This window comes from Pseudoalteromonas sp. MMG012, assembly GCF_018100875.1.
Taxonomy (GTDB): domain Bacteria; phylum Pseudomonadota; class Gammaproteobacteria; order Enterobacterales; family Alteromonadaceae; genus Pseudoalteromonas; species Pseudoalteromonas aurantia.
In genome coordinates this window covers 1-19,228 of record NZ_JAGJEF010000083.1, presented here as the reverse complement: position 1 = coordinate 19,228, position 19,228 = coordinate 1, and the positions used below count along the sequence as shown (strand labels likewise).

20 protein-coding genes and 1 pseudogene are annotated in these 19,228 nt (G+C 41.0%); 9 read left to right on the top strand and 12 right to left on the bottom strand.

Annotated features, from left to right (window positions below; translation table 11 throughout):
* The 11 genes from J8L97_RS19845 to ccoN form a co-directional block, all read right to left on the bottom strand.
* Positions 1-620, bottom strand: a 620-nt coding sequence (locus J8L97_RS19845; protein ID WP_211052308.1) for a response regulator transcription factor, incomplete at its 3' end; no start/stop codon positions are given.
* 141 nt (positions 621-761) lie between these two features.
* Positions 762-1,688, bottom strand: coding sequence for a universal stress protein UspE (uspE, locus tag J8L97_RS19840; protein WP_211052307.1), 927 nt, complete (start codon positions 1,686-1,688; stop codon positions 762-764).
* 100 nt (positions 1,689-1,788) lie between these two features.
* Positions 1,789-2,523, bottom strand: a complete 735-nt coding sequence (locus tag J8L97_RS19835) for an FNR family transcription factor (protein WP_192507797.1) — start codon at positions 2,521-2,523, stop codon at positions 1,789-1,791.
* A 34-nt stretch (positions 2,524-2,557) separates the two neighbouring features.
* Positions 2,558-3,229, bottom strand: a complete 672-nt coding sequence (locus tag J8L97_RS19830; RefSeq protein WP_211052306.1) for a sulfite exporter TauE/SafE family protein — start codon at positions 3,227-3,229, stop codon at positions 2,558-2,560.
* Entirely contained in the window at positions 3,216-3,389 is a 174-nt protein-coding gene (gene ccoS / locus J8L97_RS19825) for a cbb3-type cytochrome oxidase assembly protein CcoS (protein ID WP_192507796.1), read from the bottom strand. The genes J8L97_RS19830 and ccoS overlap by 14 nt, the downstream gene beginning before the upstream one ends.
* Positions 3,386-5,761, bottom strand: coding sequence for a heavy metal translocating P-type ATPase (locus tag J8L97_RS19820; RefSeq protein WP_211052305.1), 2,376 nt, complete (start codon positions 5,759-5,761; stop codon positions 3,386-3,388). The genes ccoS and J8L97_RS19820 overlap by 4 nt, the downstream gene beginning before the upstream one ends.
* 5 nt (positions 5,762-5,766) lie before the next feature.
* On the bottom strand, positions 5,767-6,258 hold the full coding sequence (locus J8L97_RS19815) for a FixH family protein (protein ID WP_211052304.1): 492 nt from the start codon (positions 6,256-6,258) through the stop codon (positions 5,767-5,769).
* Between the two features lie 112 nt (positions 6,259-6,370).
* The gene (gene ccoP / locus J8L97_RS19810; RefSeq protein WP_192507793.1) at positions 6,371-7,339 is read right to left on the bottom strand and encodes a cytochrome-c oxidase, cbb3-type subunit III; all 969 of its coding nucleotides are present in this window, start codon (positions 7,337-7,339) and stop codon (positions 6,371-6,373) included.
* Positions 7,336-7,521: a CcoQ/FixQ family Cbb3-type cytochrome c oxidase assembly chaperone gene (locus J8L97_RS19805; RefSeq protein ID WP_010362722.1), complete on the bottom strand. Its 186-nt coding sequence runs from the start codon at positions 7,519-7,521 to the stop codon at positions 7,336-7,338. Before J8L97_RS19805 ends, ccoP begins: the two co-directional genes overlap by 4 nt.
* A 5-nt stretch (positions 7,522-7,526) precedes the next feature.
* Positions 7,527-8,201: a cytochrome-c oxidase, cbb3-type subunit II gene (gene ccoO, locus J8L97_RS19800; protein ID WP_210994747.1), complete on the bottom strand. Its 675-nt coding sequence runs from the start codon at positions 8,199-8,201 to the stop codon at positions 7,527-7,529.
* A 12-nt stretch (positions 8,202-8,213) separates the two neighbouring features.
* Positions 8,214-9,647: a cytochrome-c oxidase, cbb3-type subunit I gene (ccoN, locus tag J8L97_RS19795; protein ID WP_211052302.1), complete on the bottom strand. Its 1,434-nt coding sequence runs from the start codon at positions 9,645-9,647 to the stop codon at positions 8,214-8,216.
* Between the two features lie 310 nt (positions 9,648-9,957).
* Between ccoN and J8L97_RS19790 the strand changes: the two genes are divergently transcribed.
* From J8L97_RS19790 to J8L97_RS19780, 3 genes are all read left to right on the top strand, one after another.
* The gene (locus J8L97_RS19790; RefSeq protein ID WP_211052299.1) at positions 9,958-10,401 is read left to right on the top strand and encodes a hypothetical protein; all 444 of its coding nucleotides are present in this window, start codon (positions 9,958-9,960) and stop codon (positions 10,399-10,401) included.
* 16 nt (positions 10,402-10,417) lie between these two features.
* Positions 10,418-10,894 carry a GreA/GreB family elongation factor gene (locus J8L97_RS19785; RefSeq protein ID WP_211052297.1) on the top strand — a complete coding sequence of 159 codons (477 nt, stop codon included), beginning with the start codon at positions 10,418-10,420 and terminating at the stop codon, positions 10,892-10,894.
* Between the two features lie 85 nt (positions 10,895-10,979).
* Entirely contained in the window at positions 10,980-11,393 is a 414-nt protein-coding gene (locus J8L97_RS19780; protein WP_211052295.1) for a hypothetical protein, read from the top strand.
* Here J8L97_RS19780 and J8L97_RS19775 read toward each other — a convergent pair.
* Positions 11,376-11,525, bottom strand: a pseudogene (locus J8L97_RS19775) (IS3 family transposase); the annotation flags it as partial. The gene J8L97_RS19780 and the pseudogene J8L97_RS19775 sit on opposite strands and share 18 nt — an antisense overlap.
* A 90-nt stretch (positions 11,526-11,615) precedes the next feature.
* On the opposite strand from J8L97_RS19775, the gene J8L97_RS19770 reads away from it, so the two are divergent.
* The 6 genes from J8L97_RS19770 to J8L97_RS19745 form a co-directional block, all read left to right on the top strand.
* Positions 11,616-12,590 carry a transposase gene (locus tag J8L97_RS19770; RefSeq protein ID WP_211052293.1) on the top strand — a complete coding sequence of 325 codons (975 nt, stop codon included), beginning with the start codon at positions 11,616-11,618 and terminating at the stop codon, positions 12,588-12,590.
* A 750-nt stretch (positions 12,591-13,340) separates the two neighbouring features.
* On the top strand, positions 13,341-15,953 hold the full coding sequence (locus J8L97_RS19765) for a hypothetical protein (RefSeq protein WP_211052291.1): 2,613 nt from the start codon (positions 13,341-13,343) through the stop codon (positions 15,951-15,953).
* A 25-nt stretch (positions 15,954-15,978) separates the two neighbouring features.
* Positions 15,979-16,761 (top strand): YwqJ-related putative deaminase, encoded by a 783-nt coding sequence (locus J8L97_RS19760; RefSeq protein ID WP_211052289.1) that lies wholly within the window; start codon positions 15,979-15,981, stop codon positions 16,759-16,761.
* A 392-nt stretch (positions 16,762-17,153) separates the two neighbouring features.
* Positions 17,154-17,621 (top strand): DUF3291 domain-containing protein, encoded by a 468-nt coding sequence (locus J8L97_RS19755; RefSeq protein ID WP_211052287.1) that lies wholly within the window; start codon positions 17,154-17,156, stop codon positions 17,619-17,621.
* 160 nt (positions 17,622-17,781) lie between these two features.
* The gene (locus tag J8L97_RS19750) at positions 17,782-18,624 is read left to right on the top strand and encodes a class I SAM-dependent methyltransferase (protein ID WP_211052285.1); all 843 of its coding nucleotides are present in this window, start codon (positions 17,782-17,784) and stop codon (positions 18,622-18,624) included.
* A 358-nt stretch (positions 18,625-18,982) separates the two neighbouring features.
* The coding region (locus tag J8L97_RS19745; RefSeq protein ID WP_211052284.1) for a hypothetical protein at positions 18,983-19,228 on the top strand (246 nt) is incomplete at its 3' end.

The following is a 19,228-nucleotide window of genomic DNA, read 5'->3' as shown; positions in this document are numbered from 1 at the left end:
ATAAAAGGTTTGTCTATTTTATTGCGTAGTCTACTTACATGGGTTTGTACGAGACTGGTTTTGGGGTCAAAACTGAATCCCCACACTTGTTCAAGTAGCATGGTTTTTGTGACTAATTGCTTAGGATTGAGCATGAGGTACTCTAAAATTTGATATTCTTTGGGCATTAAGTCAATGTGTGTATCCGCACGCTTTACTTGTCTGGTGGTACGCTCTAACGTTAGGTCAGCAACGACTAATTCAAGTGCCTTAGGTGTCAACGGTTGACGGCGAGTAAGGGCTTTTAAGCGTGCGTAAAGCTCAGAAAATGCGAATGGTTTCACAAGGTAATCATCTGCGCCAGCATTTAGCCCTGCGACTCGGTCTGATGTTTCACTGAGCGCCGTCAGCATAATAATAGGCGTCACTATTTTACTCTGCCTAAGAATACGTACCGCATCCAAGCCATCCATACTAGGTAGCAAACGGTCAAAAATAATTACGTCGAATGGGTGTGTAGATGCACTCAGCAAAGCCTGTTCGGCATTATCACAGTGAGTGGCTGAATCGCCACTTTGTTCTAATCCGCGCGCGATAAATTGGGCGGTGTCTAAGTCATCTTCAACAATTAATACTTTCATTCAATATACCAGAGTCAGTCTAACGGCAACGTCTATGACTAAAGCATATCGTAAATTAGCGTAAGCATCAGATACAATTTTGTAAGAAAAGCGTGCCACATATACAGTGGCACGAGAAAATAAGATGATTAAAACTGAGTGTTATTTATGAGCCAGTGGGCTTTTGTAGCCATCGGGTTTTAAGGCCAATACATCACAATCGAGACTATCAATAACATGTTCTGCGGTGTTTCCTACCAGCGCAGCACTTAATCCAGTGCGCCCAACGGTACCGATAACGACAAGTTCTGAGCCTTTCTCACCGGCAACGTAGGGAATAACATCTTCTGGTAACCCTTCTTTAACTTCGCACTCTGAACGCGCAATATTGAATGAATCGGCTAAGGAAAATGTCTCATCTTCATGATGCTTTTTAACTGCTTCATTGTATTGCGAAGGGTTGAACTCAGGGATCTCTATTGCAATATTGACAGGGGTAGCGGGGTAGGTGTTAACGAGGCTCAGTTGGGCATTGGCAAGTTGGCAAATAAATTGTGCATCACTAATAATGCGTTTATTCAATGCTTGATGTTGTTCGTTATCACTAACGGCATTAACAGCCGCTAATATATGGCCTTCTTCTGGCCATTCATGATCTTTAACAAGCAGCACCGGGCTTGGACATTTTCGTATTAAATGCCAGTCAGTTGGCGTGAAAATAACCGATTTTAAAGTGTCGTGTTGGTGGGTGCTTTTTATCACTATATCGTACCCGTCATCAATCACGGTGTTAATAATGGCTTCATAAGGGCGGTTATGCCACAACACTAAGCTATGCACATCAATATTTTCAATACTAGAGAGCAAATCATTGATCCACGCTTCTCTGTCTTTTATGACGGCGGCACGCATTGCTTCACGTTCATCTTTTGAGAGCATTGTGGTCATTTCATATGAGAAATCATATATCGACAAGAAGGCGGTGATCTGTGCCCCTGTTTTTTTTGCTAATGAAAGAGCACGTTGCAAACTATTTTGCTGTGCTTTGGTTGGATCGATAACGGCAAGAATGCGTTTTATTTTATCCATTATGAACTCCTTAACATACTTTATCAGCTAAACCAGTTACGTTAAGTGTAACTGATTTAGCGTAAGGTGAAAGTCGTTATTGAGAATTCATTGCCCTAGATCAAACCGCTATCGCTGCTGTTTTAGCTAATTCAGGGATATTTAAGATAGTAATAAACTTACCTTCAACTTTAATGAGATTGGCTTTTTGGAAGCGGCTCAATAAACGGCTTATCGTTTCAACCGTAAGCCCTAAATAGTTACCAATTTCTCCTCGAGTCATGGTAAAGCGGAATTCTTTACGTGAAAAGCCTCGCTCACCAAACCGGTTTGACAAATTATATATAAACGTAGCGAGTCGTTCTTCAGCCGTTTTTTTGTTTAGCAGTAATAGCATTTCTTGATCATAGTTAATTTCGTTACTCATTAAGCGCATGATCTGCTGGCGCAATTTAGGTAGCTTACCGGCGAGTTCGTCCAGTGTATCAAATGGGATCTCACACACCATTGACGTTTCTAGTGCCTGAGCAAAACTTTGGTGCTGCATTTTGTTGATGGCATCAAATCCGACTAAATCACCCGCTAGGTGGAAGCCGGTTATTTGCTCATCACCTTGTTCTGATAGTGTATAAGATTTAAAAGACCCAGAGCGTACAGCGAATATGGCATTCAGCTTCGCGCCAGATTCAAACAAATAATCGCCTTTATGTAATGGTTTCTTACGCTCGATAATTTCATCTAGTTTATCCATTTCACTGCCATTTAAGGTAAATGGTAAACATAGTTGGCTGATACTACAGTCATTACAACTGATGGTGCATTGACTTTTCGAACGTTGTTGATTATTTAAATCCATAATAAATCCATTAAAATATGACGCTGAGACTAGGTTAATGTACTAATCTATCGGATGCAATGATTAGTAGATAGATTCCATACCAGATAAAAATACTACCTAGCGCCCACCTAATAAGCGTGTGGTTTAAAAAGCGGCTAAGCTGTTGTGCCGATTGTCCAACAATGAGCATCGAAGGCAAAGTACCCAGTGCAAAGCTCAACATAATGGCACTGCCATACCATGGAGTAGGAGCTAGCAAAGTCCATGTGAGTGCTGAATATACCAGTCCACAAGGTAGCCAACCCCATAGCATGCCGTAGAGTAAAGTTTTAGAGTATGTATTAATAGGGAGTAAATGTTTGTTCAGTTTCACCAAGTGCTGCCAAAGAACGGTTTTTCCAGCTTGTTCTAGCCACTTTAATGAACTGGCGAGGCGCATAACATAAAGCCCAACCAATATCATGAATACCCCACTGAATATCTTTAAGCTCAGCGCGAATTCGGTGTTTTGTTTTGCAAATGAGTTCCCTAATGACGCCACTAACGCACCGGCTACCATATAACTTATCGCTCGGCCTAAGTTGTAAGTAAGCCCGACGCTAATAGGTTTGAGTGTTGAATTAGCCATTTGTAGGCTTGAAGCAATACCACCGCACATCACAATACAGTGGCCACTGCCAACTAATCCCATAATAAACGCACCAAATAAACTAATCTCTGTCATTGGCATTTTGATGCTGTTCTTTGTCATCTTCAAACAAAATGCTGTGACCTTGTTTATTTAAGTCAGAAAATTGTTCACTTTTAACTGCCCAAAAGAAGATACCAATGGCAATAATGACAAATAAAATAGCGATGGGAATTAAAATGTAAATGATGCTCATAGCTTTAATAACCTCAATGAATTACCTATCACAATAATTGAGCTGGCCGACATACCGATGACCGCGACCCATGGTGGGACCATACCAAGAGCAGCCAGTGGCAAGATTGAACCGTTATATAACAAGGAAATGGTCAAATTTTGCTTCACGATACGGCGGGTTTGCAGTGCAATTTTTTGCAACTGCAAAATGGCATTTAGATCACTCTTTAACAATACCACATCGGCGGTGTTTTTTGATATGTCTGCGCCGGTTTCCATCGCGATAGAAAGGTGAGCACTGTTAAACACAGGGCTATCGTTGACGCCATCGCCCACCATAGCCACAATTTCGCCTTTGTTAGACCAAGCATCAACGGCAAGCTGTTTGTCTTTTGGTGAGCAGCTACTTTGCTGTGAGTCAAGGTTCAGGGTATCAGTGAGTTTCGCACCGGCATCAGAGCTGTCTCCGGTTAACAAGTGACAACTTAAGCCATTGTGTTGCAGCTGAGCGATGACATCTTTAGCATTATTTCTAACCTTGTCATTGAAATAAAAGTCAGCAATGGCTTGTTCATCTATATATAAAGTTGCTTGCGCATTGGAACGCTGCTGTTGGTGCCAGCCACTTTTTCCTATTGCCAGTGTTTGCTCGCCCAATGACGCGCTGATCCCTTTACCGGTATGCACTTCTATGTTTTTTAGCTCATGATGGGTGTTTAAGTGTTCATTGAATGCGGCTGCAATAGGGTGTTCTGAGTACTTTTCTAAGCTGGCGGCTAAGGAAAGTACCTCGTTTTCGCTATAAGCACTATTGTGTAATACCACTTTATCTATCGAAAAATGCCCTTCAGTTAAGGTGCCTGTTTTGTCAAAGGCAACCCGAGTGAGTTTTGTGAGTGTTTCTAGCACATGGGCTTCTTTTATTAATACACCTTTTTTGGTTAGCGTGGCGACAGCACAGGTTAATGCGGTCGGAATTGCTAAGCTCAGTGCACACGGGCAGGTTGCTACTAAGACTGAAATAGTGATCCAGAATGCTTGTTCCGGTGAAACAGGGTACCAGCCAATCGCTGTGATAGAGGCAAATATTAATAGGCAAGCGACGAACCATTGTGCCACTTTGTCTGTTACTTCAACCAGCTTTGGGCGCTTAGACAGTGCAGAGTGTTGCAATTTAATAATTTGATTAAGTAGGGTGTTTTGCCCCACTTTATTAATTTTTATGCTAACGACGCCATCGTGATTCACTGTACCGGCAAACACTTGTTGACCAAGGTACTTTTTCACAGGTAAATGCTCACCGGTCATCATTGATTCATCAACGGTGGTGGTGCCAGCGATGATGATTCCGTCAGCGGCAATGGTTTCGCCGGCTTTGATTAACACGCGGTCATTTAATTGCAAATTTTTAGCTGCAACAATAGACTCATCATCTTTTTCATCCAGTTTTCGGGCTGTGAGTGGTAATAGTTTTTGTAAATTAGCGGTAAATTCGCTGGCTTTTAAACGCGCTCTAAATTCGAGATATTTACCCAATAAAAGTAAGAAGGTAAACATACAAATAGACTCGAAATACACTTCACCCACTTCCATAACAGTGGCATAACAACTCGCTGCATAGGCGCCAAAAATGGCCAGGGAAACGGGTAAGTCCATGTTGAGTTGTTTAGCTCTGAGACCTTTGATTGCATTGGTTAAAAACGGCAAAGCGGAATACAAAATAACAGGAGAGGCCAGTATCAGGCTGATCCAGCGAAAATACTGTTCAAAATCTTCTTCCATTCCTGAGAACATGCCAAAGTACATGGCAAATGCAAACATCATGACTTGCATCGTCATTAAGCCTGCTACGCCTAAACGACGAATGTAGGCTTTGGCTGTCGCTTGTTTTTGGCTTGCTTCTTCATCTGCTTGGAATGGGTAGGCTTTATAGCCGATATGCATTAATGCTTGAATAATATCACTGAGTAAAGTGTGTTCTTTATCCCACAAGATCATGGCGCGATGAGTTGATGTATTTACATCGACGCGGTTGACGCCTTGTAGTGCCAATAATTGCTTTTCTATCAGCCATGCACATGCCGCACAGCTGATCCCTTCAACACTGAGCAACACTTCTGACAGATCACCACTGTCAGAGACAAAATCAGATTGGATATCTTGATTGTCGTAGCTTTTAATCAGTGTGAGTTGTTCAGGGATTAACTCATCAACTTTACCGGCACTTTCAGTACGAAATTTGTAATAGTCACTCATACCTTGAGCAACGATGGTTTCAGCAACAGCTTGACAGCCAATGCAACACACTGGGTGTTGCTGGCTATCAAATAGCACCGTTTCATTAAACCCTTTTGGGACGGGCTCTAAGCAATGGAAACACGCTTTTGACATGGTGACTACTTATATTCTGGTGATATTTTTATGATTGTGTCGCTAGGTAGTTGTAAGTTTTCTTTGAGTTTCCAACTGCCATCCATAGGCTCAAGAAAAACCGTATAGGCCCCTTGTTCAATTGAATCTAATACGGCGGTAAATTCGCCATTGGCATTGGCGAGTAAGTTGGTACTGAAATCGTATTTTTTGATTGTTCGGTGATAAAACGACGCTTTTAATGCATTTACCTTGCTGGCGTCACCTTTTGTAAAATGAAACTTGATGGTATCAGCTGTGACTTGTAAATCTCCGTGTAAATAGAGCGCTTTGGCTTTATCGAACTTTGTGAGCTCAAGGTTAATTGCTTTACCTTTTTTGTAGTAGTCATCAACGACCATATCTGGGCCATTACCAACAGCAAAAACCACTAACCCAATACAGGCAATGATGGTAACAACAGGAAAGAACATTAAAAACCAAGGCCAAAAGTTTTTATACCACGGGGTAGGATTCATAACGACTCAAAGACTTAAAAAGTGTGTAGGTATTTTATCTTATTTGCGGTGAAAAACCTAAAAAAAAGCCTCCAAATGGAGGCTTTTTTGATCTCGATTAACTCGTTATAATTTATTGATTATTTTGCGATAAGCTATAAACATAAGCGGTTAATAAGTGAACTTTATCTTCACCTAAGATCTCTTTCCATGCTGGCATTACACCGGCACGACCATGGTTAAGCGTTTCTTCAACTGCGCGCTTAGAGCCACCATATAACCAAACATTGTCTGTGAGGTTAGGCGCACCAAATGGCAGGTTATGGGCAACAGAGCCTTTACCGTCCATACCGTGACAGGCTGCACACATTGCGAACTTAGCTTTACCTGCATCAGCGTCTTTTTGGTTTACTTTACGACCCGAAAGGCTCAGCACGAATGCAGTCATTTCTTCAACGCCTTGTTCACCAAGTGCATCTTTCCAACCCGGCATTGCTGCAACACGACCGTTAAGCAGTGTTTCTTTGATTTGGTCCGGCTTGCCGCCGTATAACCAATCATTGTCGGTTAGATTAGGAAAGCCCATTCCACCGCGAGCATCAGAACCGTGACATTGTGCACAGTTTTGTGCAAACAAACGTTGGCCAATCTCAAGTGCTTTTTCGTCTTTAGCCAATGTTACAACATCTTGCTTTGCAAATGCTTCAAAGATAGGACCAAAACGCTCTTGTGCATATTCAACTTCTTTGTCTAGTTGCACCCAATGGCCATTTTCTTGAGCCGCTAAAACTGCCGCCTTAGATTCTTCCATTGATTTAACGCCCTGGTTTGAGCTAGTCCAATTAAGCAAACCTGCGAAATTACCAAGACCAGGGTAGGCTGCAAGGTAATAAACAGACCAAACAAAGGTTGCGAAGAACATGTAGGTCCACCATTTAGGGAGTGGGTTGTTCAGTTCTTCAATACCATCAAACTCGTGACCACAGCTTTCACCTTCTTCAACACCTGCATAGTTTTTCAGGTTCCAAAGTAGTAGGCCTAAGATCAGAGCAAGACACGCAAGGGTTAATACAATTACCCAAATACTCCAAAAGCTAGTCATTTTTCAGACTCCTTTTCCTCGTTAGAGATTGTGCTGTCGTGCTTTTTCTCGTCTTCGAAAATCGCATTTGCCGCGCTGTCGAATCGATTTTTTGAGCGTTTACTGTATGCCCAGCCAACAATCACAATAAATAGTACCAAAATTATCAGAGTCAAAATGCCTCTGTATGTGCCGTAATCCATAATAATTACTTCAAATGTGTGCCAAGTTGCTGAAGGTATGCAATTAGGGCTTGCATTTCGGTTGCACCAGTGCCGTTATTCATAGAATCGACTTTAGCGATTTGAGCTAATAGCTCATTATCATCGCCGTAACCTTTTCCATCATACTTGGGTGATGCTTTATCAATACCAAAATTGTCACGGAAGATTTGCAGCTTCTTAAGGGTAAGAGAGGTATCTACCTTTGTGCTGTCTAACCATGGATAACCTGGCATATTTGATTCTGGAACTACTGAACGAGGATCCATCAAATGGGCATAATGCCAATCATCAGAATAGCGTTCGCCAACACGTGCTAAGTCAGGACCAGTACGCTTAGAGCCCCACTGGAATGGGTGATCCCATACTGATTCACCAGCAACTGAGTAGTGACCATAACGTTCAACTTCATCACGAAACGGGCGGATCATTTGCGAGTGACAGTTATAACAGCCTTCACGCACATAAATATCACGACCTTCCATTTCCAATGCAGTTAATGGGCGTAAGCCATCAACAGGTTTCGTTGTGTCTTCTTGGAACATAAGTGGCGTAATTTCTACCAGTGCACCAAAGCTGATCGCAAAAACAGTCAGTATGGCCATTAGGCCGACGTTCTTTTCTACGATTTCATGTTTGTTGGCTGAATTTTTATTGCTCATATTCTACACCCCTTAAGCCATTTTTGTGTGTGCATCAGTAGCAAGGGTGCCACTTTTAGCACTCACTGTGCGGAACACGTTGTATGCCATAACCAGCATACCAATTACGATGAATACACCGCCAAGGAATCGCATTATGTAGAACGGTTTAGACGCTTCAAGTGATTGTACAAAGCTATACATCAATGTACCGTCAGCATTTACCGCACGCCACATAAGGCCTTGCATTACACCTGAGATCCACATTGCAACGATGTATAAAACAACACCAACAGTGTGTAGCCAGAAGTGGGTGTTAACAAGCTTAACGCTGAACATGTTATCGTGACCAAATAGTGCAGGGATCAAGTGATAAATAGCACCGATAGAGATCATAGCAACCCAACCAAGGGCACCTGAATGTACGTGACCAACAGTCCAATCAGTGTAGTGAGACAATGCGTTCACTGATTTAATAGCCATCATTGGACCTTCAAACGTCGACATACCGTAAAACGATAGAGAGACAACTAAGAAGCGCAATACCGGATCGGTACGAAGTTTATGCCATGCTCCTGAAAGTGTCATAATACCGTTGATCATCCCGCCCCATGAAGGTACGAATAAGATAACAGACATTACCATTCCTAAAGACTGCGTCCAGTCTGGCAGCGCGGTGTAATGAAGGTGGTGAGGGCCAGCCCAAATGTAAAGAGAAACCAATGCCCAGAAGTGAACAACTGACAAACGGTAAGAATATACAGGACGGCCTGCTTGTTTTGGTACGAAGTAGTACATCATACCTAGGAAACCAGCAGTTAATAAGAAGCCTACCGCGTTATGACCATACCACCACTGCACCATGGCATCGACGGCGCCGGCATAAATTGAGTATGATTTAGTTAACGATACAGGCACAGCCATACTGTTCACGATGTGAAGTACAGCAACCGTAATAATGAAACCAGCGTAGAACCAGTTAGCTACGTAGATATGAGACACTTTACGCTTGATCAATGTACCAAAGAAAACAACCGCATAAGTGATCCAAACAACCGCAATTGCGATATCAATTGGCCACTCTAGCTCAGCATATTCTTTTGACGATGTAATACCAAGAGGAAGCGTAATAGCTGCCGAGACAATGATTGCTTGCCAACCCCAAAAGGTGAACGAAGCGAGTTTGTCGGAGAAAAGTCGCGTTTGACACGTACGTTGCACAACATAATAAGATGTTGCGAAAAGTGCACTAGTACCAAATGCGAATATGACTGCGTTCGTGTGTAACGGACGAAGTCGTGAGTATGTTAACCATGGTGTATCAAAGTTCAATGCTGGCCAAGCGAGTTGGGCAGCAATTAGAACACCAACACCCATGCCAACGATGCCCCAAATCACTGTCATGATAGCGAATTGGCGTACAACTTTATAATTGTACTCAGTTTGTGATGCTACTGTCTGGCTCATTTTCTGGATTCCGCTGCAATTAATGCGATTAGAAATGAATTACCTGCATAAACAGGCCCTGCTTTATATTTCAACAAGCTTGATTCAAAATAAAATTGCTTGACAATTACATTTCAAACCAACCTGAGAAACCCTTATTTTTGCAAGGAAATAATAATTTTTTTGCAAAAAAAAAGATACCTCAAACGCATAAAATTATGACATCAATCAAATTTTGCCCCATTCTTTGTTCAGTTATTCATCATTGTAGCGCAATAATAAAATCTGCATTACTATGCATCAGTTTTTATCGTCTAAATTAGGATAAATAATGCTCAAATTGTGGTTTTGCGTACTTGCCGTGTTGAGTTTTGTGAGCGCATGCTCTGACCCTACAGCTATTATACATGAAAGTTCAGAAAAAAGTGAAAGCTTAAGTAAAATAGAAAATTGTATAAGACAATCGCCTTGCTTACAGAGCAATGGAGTACGACTTTGGTATTCATCAACAGTGATAAAAGGTGAAGAAGAGATTGACGTGACTCTAGAGTTACCGCAAGGCAACACGATTGACTCTGCTTTTTTAGCTGGGGAAGACATGAACATGGGCTATATTCCTGTTTTCTTTGAACAACAAGAGGGTGGTGTGTTTCATGCAACAACCATGGTCGGGCTATGCACTACGCAGTTGATGCAGTGGAAGCTGACCATTAAAATAGTCGATAATAAGAAACAGGAACAGTCATTGGCTTTTCCTTTATATGTGATTTTGTAGTGGATAGAGAGAGAAAATGAATAAGGGCCATGTAATAGAGCATATTAAATTTGCATTAGAGGCAAAATTGGCACAAGCGAAACAAGCAGCCGACAGTGCACATCAAGATGCAACCCATGAACAAAGTGCAGCAGAAACGCAGTATGACTCGTTAAGCATTGAGTCAGGCTATTTAGCGCATGGTCAAAGTGAGCGGGTGAATGATATTCATAAATCTATTGTTTTTTTTGCCCATAGTTTTAATCAAGACGCTGAAAAACAGGCAAAAGAAGGGAGCCTTGTGCAACTGATTGATATGGATGATGAGGTACACTGGTTTTACTTAGGCCCATCTGAAGGCGGGTTAAAAGTGACTATTCAGCAACAAAATATATTGGTTATTACACATGCCTCACCAATAGGGCGGGTTTTGTTCACGAAACAACTCGGCGATGAGGTTGTATTAACGGTAGGCGAGTGCACCAAGTATTTTGAAGTAGAGGCTATTTTATAGTCATTTAAGTGTAAAGTTTACGAATTGTTGGCCGATATTTGAGATATAACCCGTTATTAGGCAGTTTAATCGCAAGGAAACAGCGATGCGTATTCAGTATCCCTTCGCCAGTCAGAATCAAGTTAATCAGAGTCAAATTAGTCGGGGTCAAGCTATCAAGTTAGAAATGACCCCGATTACGGTGTCGAAAGAAGACCGAGCTTTACTTGATAGTGAAGTAGAAAAACAAAATAAAAATAGTCTGACTACAACTCAACGCGACGTTGCCATCATAAAAAATGAAGCGCCCGAAATAGGATCAAAGCTTTATTTCTCAGGCTATCAGCCCAAATTGACGATTGATCTATCAGCCCCAGGTAGTGAAAGACAATATCAATACGGCGAGTTAGATAATAAACAACATATAGACGCGTTTTTAGATCAGCTGGACAGATTAAGTCCAGATCAGCGCAATATCATGAAACTGTTCTGCACAACTAAATCAGGACACTATTCTTAAGGAATTTTGTTCATACTCTACTGGCGACAGATCACCATTAGCCGTATGAAGCCTTTCTAAGTTGTAATAGCGCATATACGCCATCACATCATTTCTCATATGCTCACGAGTTGGCTGTGGCACTTTCAACAGTAATATTTAAACTGACACCCATCCTAAATTGACTGTTTTTCATTCATCACCTATCTTTTAAATTCAGCTTAAAAGATAGGCAATTCTCTCATGGCTACAGCACGAAAAAGACAAGTGAGTTTAACTGATACCAAATACTACCATTGTATTTCACGGTGTGTTCGCCGTGCTTATTTGTGTGGTGAAGATAAGGTAACAGGTCAATCGTATGAGCACAGAAGAGGCTGGATAGAAGATAAACTACTTGAACTTGCCAAAGTGTTTTGTATTGATGTGTGTGCGTATGCGGTGATGAGCAACCATACGCATACTGTGCTGCATGTAGATGATATAAAAGCTAAAAGACTGAGTGATAAAGCGGTTATCATCAGATGGCATAAGCTGTTTAAAGGCACCATACTGTCTCATAAGTACATTCAAGGTGAGCGGCTAGACTCAGCGCAGCAATACTTTTTAAATAAAGACATTGAACAATTTAGAGAACGCTTATCGAGTATCAGTTGGTTTATGCGGGTACTGAATGAAAGCATTGCCCGAAAAGCGAATAAAGAAGATAACTGTACGGGTCGATTTTGGGAAGGCCGTTTTAAATCACAAGCCTTACTTGATGAAGCGGCACTGGCAGCCTGTATGGCGTATGTTGATTTAAACCCAGTTAGAGCCAAAATGGCTGATACACCCGAAACCTCAGACTACACCAGTGTAAAAACTCGCTGTGAACATGCCAAAGAAGGCAAGCAACCTAAACAATTAGCGCGTTTTGCAGGTAGCCCCCGAAAGCACATGCCCAAAGGTATACCTTTTGAATTAAAGTCCTACTTAGAACTGGTAGAATTAACTGGCCGATATATGCGAACAGACAAGCGCGGTGCTATCAACCCAATCAACTCCCCAATTTTAGACAGGCTCAACATCGCCCCAGAAAACTGGTTAAAACTCACCATACAGTTTACTAAAGTATTCCATGGCGCAGTAGGGCGACCTCAAAAGCTTGATAATTATTGTGCGAGCCTAGAAATAAAACGGCGAGCTAATTACAAGCAGTGTGAAAAGTTACTAGCTTAACTTTTAGGCCATTAAGGTAATCTCTAGATATCCAATACATCATGGTTTGGTGGGTTAGCAGTGTCTTTTGGATGCGTATAAGTTCAGTTTTTTGTATTTTTGAGCTTATAGTGCATGTAGTTAATTGAACATTGCCTGCTTATTGGTTTTAGTTTTTTGAATGGGTGTCACTGTCCGTTTTGCGTTATTGGGCAAATTCGCTTATCCAGAGCTGAGGTTATTTACATTGATAACTTACTGATATTAATTTACTGAGCAGGAAAGGTACGTATACGTTTTTGTCGTAAAGGACCTTTGTACGAGTGAGAAATAGGGTAAGCGGCAGGAATAACCTTTTTATAAAGTGCCTTAGTGTGTTTAGGTCTAACTTTTCTTCATGTTTACTGTTCAACTTTTCTATCATTTAACACTTTTCTCATGGAAGTTCTACTGTTCTTGTCAAATGTAAGTTTTCATGCCGTTGATTTTAAAGCTTATTATTTTTTAAGATGGTTTAAGATTTACTAAGGATAATTCACAATGACTTTGGTTATAGCAGTGTTAGTTTGTGGGGGTTTTAGCATTGGGCGGTCGGCTTACGATCATTTTTTGCTTAAGCATCTCCATTTTTGTCAGCCTGATTACATACGCTTACGCGGTCACTAATTACACGCCAAAGCAATGAGTAAGTAAAAGCAGAACGAGAATGTTTTATTGGCTAGGTTTACGCATAGAAAAATATTATGTGGGCCTACAACAGGAATTGCTATTATGATTAAAAAGTTGTTTAGTAAACGGTGCTGCGCAATTGCAGTGGCATCGGTATTTTCCACTGCGGCATACAGTGCCAGTATCACCATTAGTGATGCTGCGATAGAGCGTTTTGATATTACTCAAAGCAGTTTAAAAAGCAGCATAAGTAACTGGGTAGAAGGAAGGTACCTACCGTACACCAATGATGGTAATCATTTTTCTATTACAATCAATGGACTGAGTACTGTAGTAACAGAGGAACCAAATATAAATTGCAATTACTGGGTAGCCCTTAAACATCTAGACGGTGTGCCATTTGCTATTTTGTCTGCGAGTAACAATAAATGTGGGGGGATAGGCCGGGTCGTTTATAGCGAAGAAGCTAAAAATCTCGGGGGAGAAAAACATATTCGAGTAGGTGGTTATGCTTACACTGATAAAGACACGATTGTGATCAGCAAAGCCTCGGATCCAGAACAAATCGCGACTGTTTTCTCCAGTGGTACAAAGTATCTATATTTTGGAGAGCAGAATGCCCAGACTGACGAGCTAGCACAATTTGAGATAGAAGTTGTTGATCCTCAATATGATAAGGTACGACTGAGATTACGACATAATATTGGCAGCTTATCTGATAAGTACCTCACTCGTATTGGGGGCAAATTAACTGTTTCACCAACAACAGCGCCAACCGGTGAACAATCGGTATTCAAAATTGGTTTTTTTAATGACACGCAAGCAAACACAGGCATTCAGCTTACAGCGGACGATGGCAGGTCTGTAGTTGAAAGCGTTTATGAGAGCTCCTCCTTGTGGCTACGTAGCACCGACCACACAGCACTAACGTTCTCAACTTTGCATCACCTTAGTGGCATTAACAATGTGCCAAATATTCATGGCAAAGATCCAGAGAGCTTACAGCTTGCACAAAAAGCAACCGTTGCTGATTTTGAATCGTTTCATGCGCCTTTAAAAGAGCAAGACTACCCTGAAAATTTGACGTTTAGGATCAATGAAGTGCCTGATATGGCGCAAACGCAGAGCTACTTTGACGATACAAACTCGCTATTTTTAGAATCAAGTCATCAAGATGTTCGCGTTATGCTTGATAAAATTAAGTATCAAAGCAAAGTAATTGGCGCTGACTATGTTTATCCGATGCAATCGGTAATCACTGTTGAGAACAAGAAGGGGGACCAGTTTCAAATATACGATAGTCGCTTTATGACACCTACCGAGTGGGAACAGCTTAAAAATCTCGCCGTGTCAGCGACTGGCAACAGAGAACCAGGTTCCGTGACGGATTTAAGTTCTATGGTATTACCTACTTATATAGACAAAGATCACTTAACTTATTTGGCAGATACGCGCTGTAAAACAACGGGTAACGTTTCATATGTGAAGCAGACTGATAGCTGTGTTTCTTATGGGGCTGATTTTAATGATCTACAAACCAATGAATTTACACCACGTTTTATAGTGGCTAAGTTACCAACACGTGTCAGTGCAGACAAAGTGCAAAATTTTAGCCATAAGCGTATGGTTTCAGCTGCTTCAGCCGTCTATAAACAAGCACAAAATTATCTGTTGTCAGATAAGTTCTTACAACGAAAAATGGACTTAGATGCCATTGAATATCTCGGTTACTTAGCGACTGTCGGGTTATCGGGTGAAGAGAAAAAGCAGTTTCGCTCATACCTGTCTGACACCTTAAACACCGACGCATTAGCGGCCATGCGCCCTGCAGCCGAAAGTTTTCCTTTAGTACACAATGTGTACTTAAGTCAGTATGTTAATGGTACCGATTGGTTTAAAGAAATTGAGTCTCGTCATTACGATTTATCCATGGGTATCTATAAGCCATATTTGAGTACCTTCGCGTTTGAGGCTTTTGCGACGATGCCCGAACACGCCAACTACACCGCCTCACCTTATTCATTGCTCCCTGCTTATAATGCACCGTTGGTGATTTTTGGCACTATGGCGGCGGCATTGCAAACTATAGAAAAATTGCAGGGGCGAGATGCCGCGCATAGCTTTTATGCGAAAAATGGTCAAAATTATCACAAATTGTATAAAGCCTCTTCTCTAATACTGAATCAGTATGGTCAAAAGTGGATCCCCGCTAACGATAGACCGTTAAGAAGAGAATCAATAATTTATCACGCAGCTTATGAATATGCGCAACGTTCGTATGACTTTCCAAATGAAGTGTTGCAGTCTTTTTGTGAGTTAGATGATGCAAACAAAAAGGTCAAATTAACGGAAGATACATTGGCTGATTGCGGCTTAGCTCAATTACATAATGAAGAAACTGATATCTCAGGCATTAAAAAACGCCAAATAGCACGCTTTATGCGCGTAGAAAAAACACATATCTCAGGCGGTTGGGACGAAATATTATTGCCTTTGATTGGTGGACCATTGTTGGATTATGTATTTACAGGCTCACTATTTGGTGAAGAGTTTGATGGATTGCTTGAGGAGCTTGGAACAACGGATGCAAGCGAGATCGAGTTAGACACGGTTGGAAGTGAAGAGAGCGCAGAAGAGACAGCAGAAGGGTCTGCAACAACAGAGTTGGGTGAAGAGTTGTCTGAAACGCGTTTTAGCCAAATTTGCCCTGTTTAGCCATTTGATTATTAAGGTTTTTATTATGTATGTAAGATTATTTTTAGTTGCTTTCTTTTACTTAATGTCTTCTGTAGCGTTTGCAGCAGGCGGGGAGGGAGCATGTGCACTGCCCAATGCCGGCGAAGAAATAGCAGAGCAAGGTATTACCGGTAATACTGAACTTGATGAAGATGAAACATTTAAAAAAGCGGTGTCTCTGGAAGGCCAGTATTGGTCGATAAGGCGAAGCAGAACCGATCTGGCGCGACTTAGTGGCAAAAGAACGCAAAATGCGGCCGCATATGCTAGAGCTAAAATGAGTGTTAACGATGAACTGTTACAAACTGATGGAAGCATTAATATTAATGTTAAATATGCTCAGGTGAAAAATGAAAGTTGGATCACGACAGTGAGTTCTGAGGCGCCAGGAGAAACAAGATATCGCATAAATAACATTCAAAAATACATGGAAAAAGTAGAAGCGGAATATGCAAGTGTAGATAACAAATTAAACGACATCACAAGAAAATATATTGCGGAGTATTTACAGGCCAATGAGGCCGGAGGTAGCGACCTTTTGTTAAACGAATTGAGTGGCTTGCCAGGAATGCATGCCGAAGTACAAGCGTTTAATAGGATCGTATACCTAGCTGAAAAGGAAGGTGTTACCCTGACTGAGCAAGAGTTAAAAAAGATTACAATTGCAACGGTTCGAGTGTCTAAAGACCCAGTTAAAACTGGCGCTGATTTTGTCGCTTGTCCAAATTGCTCAGGCATTTTAAACGGCGCAGGTGTGAATATCATCACGGATAATCTGCCTAATTAATATTGTATGTTAATTAACAACAGAGTGTTGCTAGGAATGCTTTAAGTGATTTGTTTGCAACGTTTTACTGCCCTTTGACAGCACGGTGTGTACACTGTGCTTTTTTGTATGGAGATGATAGTCATTTAGCATGAGGGAGCTAGGAGTAACTTTGATCAGGCAAGGAAGTGGGGAGCGGGAAATTCTGATAATGAAGTAGCTGAATAGTGTACTTACGCAAGCTTTACGCAGAACAACAAGTTTTATCCCGACAAGCGGCAGAAAAGGATGTTAAATGATATAAAGTAATTGGGCAGTACGGCACTTTTTGCAAACTGTGCCTATTTCGGGTTACATTACAATCAGTTTAACATGGCCATACTTTTAGGCACTGGAGATTGAAGAAGGAAATTATGCATCTTGCTCAATTGAATATAGCCAAAGCGAAATATGCTTTAGAGTCTGAAAATATGGCAGACTTTGTAGATAATTTGGAACCGGTCAATCATCTTGCCGATTTAAGTGAGGGGTTCATCTGGCGTTTGCAAGATGAAACTGGCGATGCGACGCAGATTAAGGCTTTCTCAGACCCTAAAATTATACTAAACATGTCGGTTTGGGCATCAACAGATGCACTTAAGCACTTTATGTTTAAAACGCATCACAAAAGCTTTTTAAGCCGTAAAAAAGAATGGTTTCATCAGCTTCCAGAACAAAGTTATGTACTGTGGTGGATACCGACTGGTCATATACCAACCGTTGAGGAGGCTGTAGATAAATTAATGTACCTTCGTAAAAATGGCGATACGCCATATGCCTTTACATTTAAAAGTCTCTTTAGTTCAACGGAGTATGAAACGCATAAAATTGAAACCTCATAAACCTTGCCAATATCAAACAATAATAATGATTCAGGTTAATATGGTGTTGCTGTTTTAATGAGTATGAGGCTTTAGTTAACAAAACCACAGATAATAAATATTATTATCTTTAAGTGTTGTGAAATATAACCATATAAAATCAACGATAAGGGAAAGGATTATGTGTATAGAAAAATTACTTGTTGGAACGATGTTCGTATTATCCAGTTTATATACCAGCAGTGCGCTTGCTGGCCCTGAAGATAAGGATGCGATATGGCGCGCAGTGCATGAAAACCCACACCGAACAACAAAAGAGATTGAACGAGACCAATACCGCAACCCTGAGCAGGTACTGCGATTTATGGGTATTAAAGACACTTCTGCAGTAGGTGAAGTTGCCCCCGGTGGAAACTGGTATACCCATATTCTGGCTCCTTTACTAAAAGACAAAGGCCGTTATGTTGGTTTGCAGCACAACCCGGAATACTACGGTAAGTGGCCTAAATGGGCTGAAAAATTGGCAGCTTACCCAGATGAAATTAAAAACAATCCTGATTTATATGGCACCAATGCAATTGGGGCTTTTCTTCCTGTAACCAAAGGCTCCGCAGTAGAGCAAGGGTCGTTAGATGTTGTTTTCATTACGCGTACAATGCATAACTGGCAAAATCAAGGGCGATTAGACAATGGTTTAAAGCAGGCAAGGCAACTATTAAAAGAAGGGGGGACGCTGGCCATTGTGCAGCATAGGGAAAATGAAAATTATAAAGGAGATCGGGTATCTGCATCAAAGCGTGGCCGTTGGAAGCAAACAGATCTTGTGAATGTGGTTGAGTCGTTCGGGTTTAAATTAGTCGCCAGCTCTGAAATAAATGCAAACCTGAAAGATACGAAGAACTATGAGAAAGGTGTTTGGACATTACCTCCGAGCCTAGCGTTGAAGGAAAAAGACCAAAAGAAATATATCACCATTGGTGAGTCTGATCGCATGACCTTAAAATTTGTTAAAGCGCAACTCTAAAATAAAAGTTGTTTATTTTTAATTGAGAAATAAAAGTTGTGAGATTTTAAAAATGACAAAGGCGTTTCATATAAGTAGCATGCAAGCGCCTTAATTATTAGAAGTTTGTGTGAAATTTTACCTTTTCACTCGATATTATACCTATCTAATATAAATGATAGTGGGCCATGATAGCTGTTAATTTAAAGCTTAAAGGAAGTAGTGGCGTAGTTAAAAAAACCTACATGATCAAACCTCATTTAAACGTGAAAAGAAAAACTAAAAATTCAATATAATAGTTATATTAAAAATATCAATGCCGCTTCGTATTATCTTTATTTAGCCGCATGATTAACGGAAATACATTAGGGAAAATGACATGAAAAACTTCTTATTTTTGCTACTTATTTGTGTAGCAACACATACGAGTGTGGTTGCAACTGAATTAGTCCTGCCAGAGAGTATGACGAAAGACGACACGGCACTTGCCGCTTCGATGCTACAACTGGCTAAGCAAGTATTAAAGCTATGTGAGCAGTCGGCATGTAATTTAGACAATGACACGCTATTTAGGGTGCAAAGTGCGGCAGGTTTACATGGGAAAGCATTGCTTACACTTGAGCAG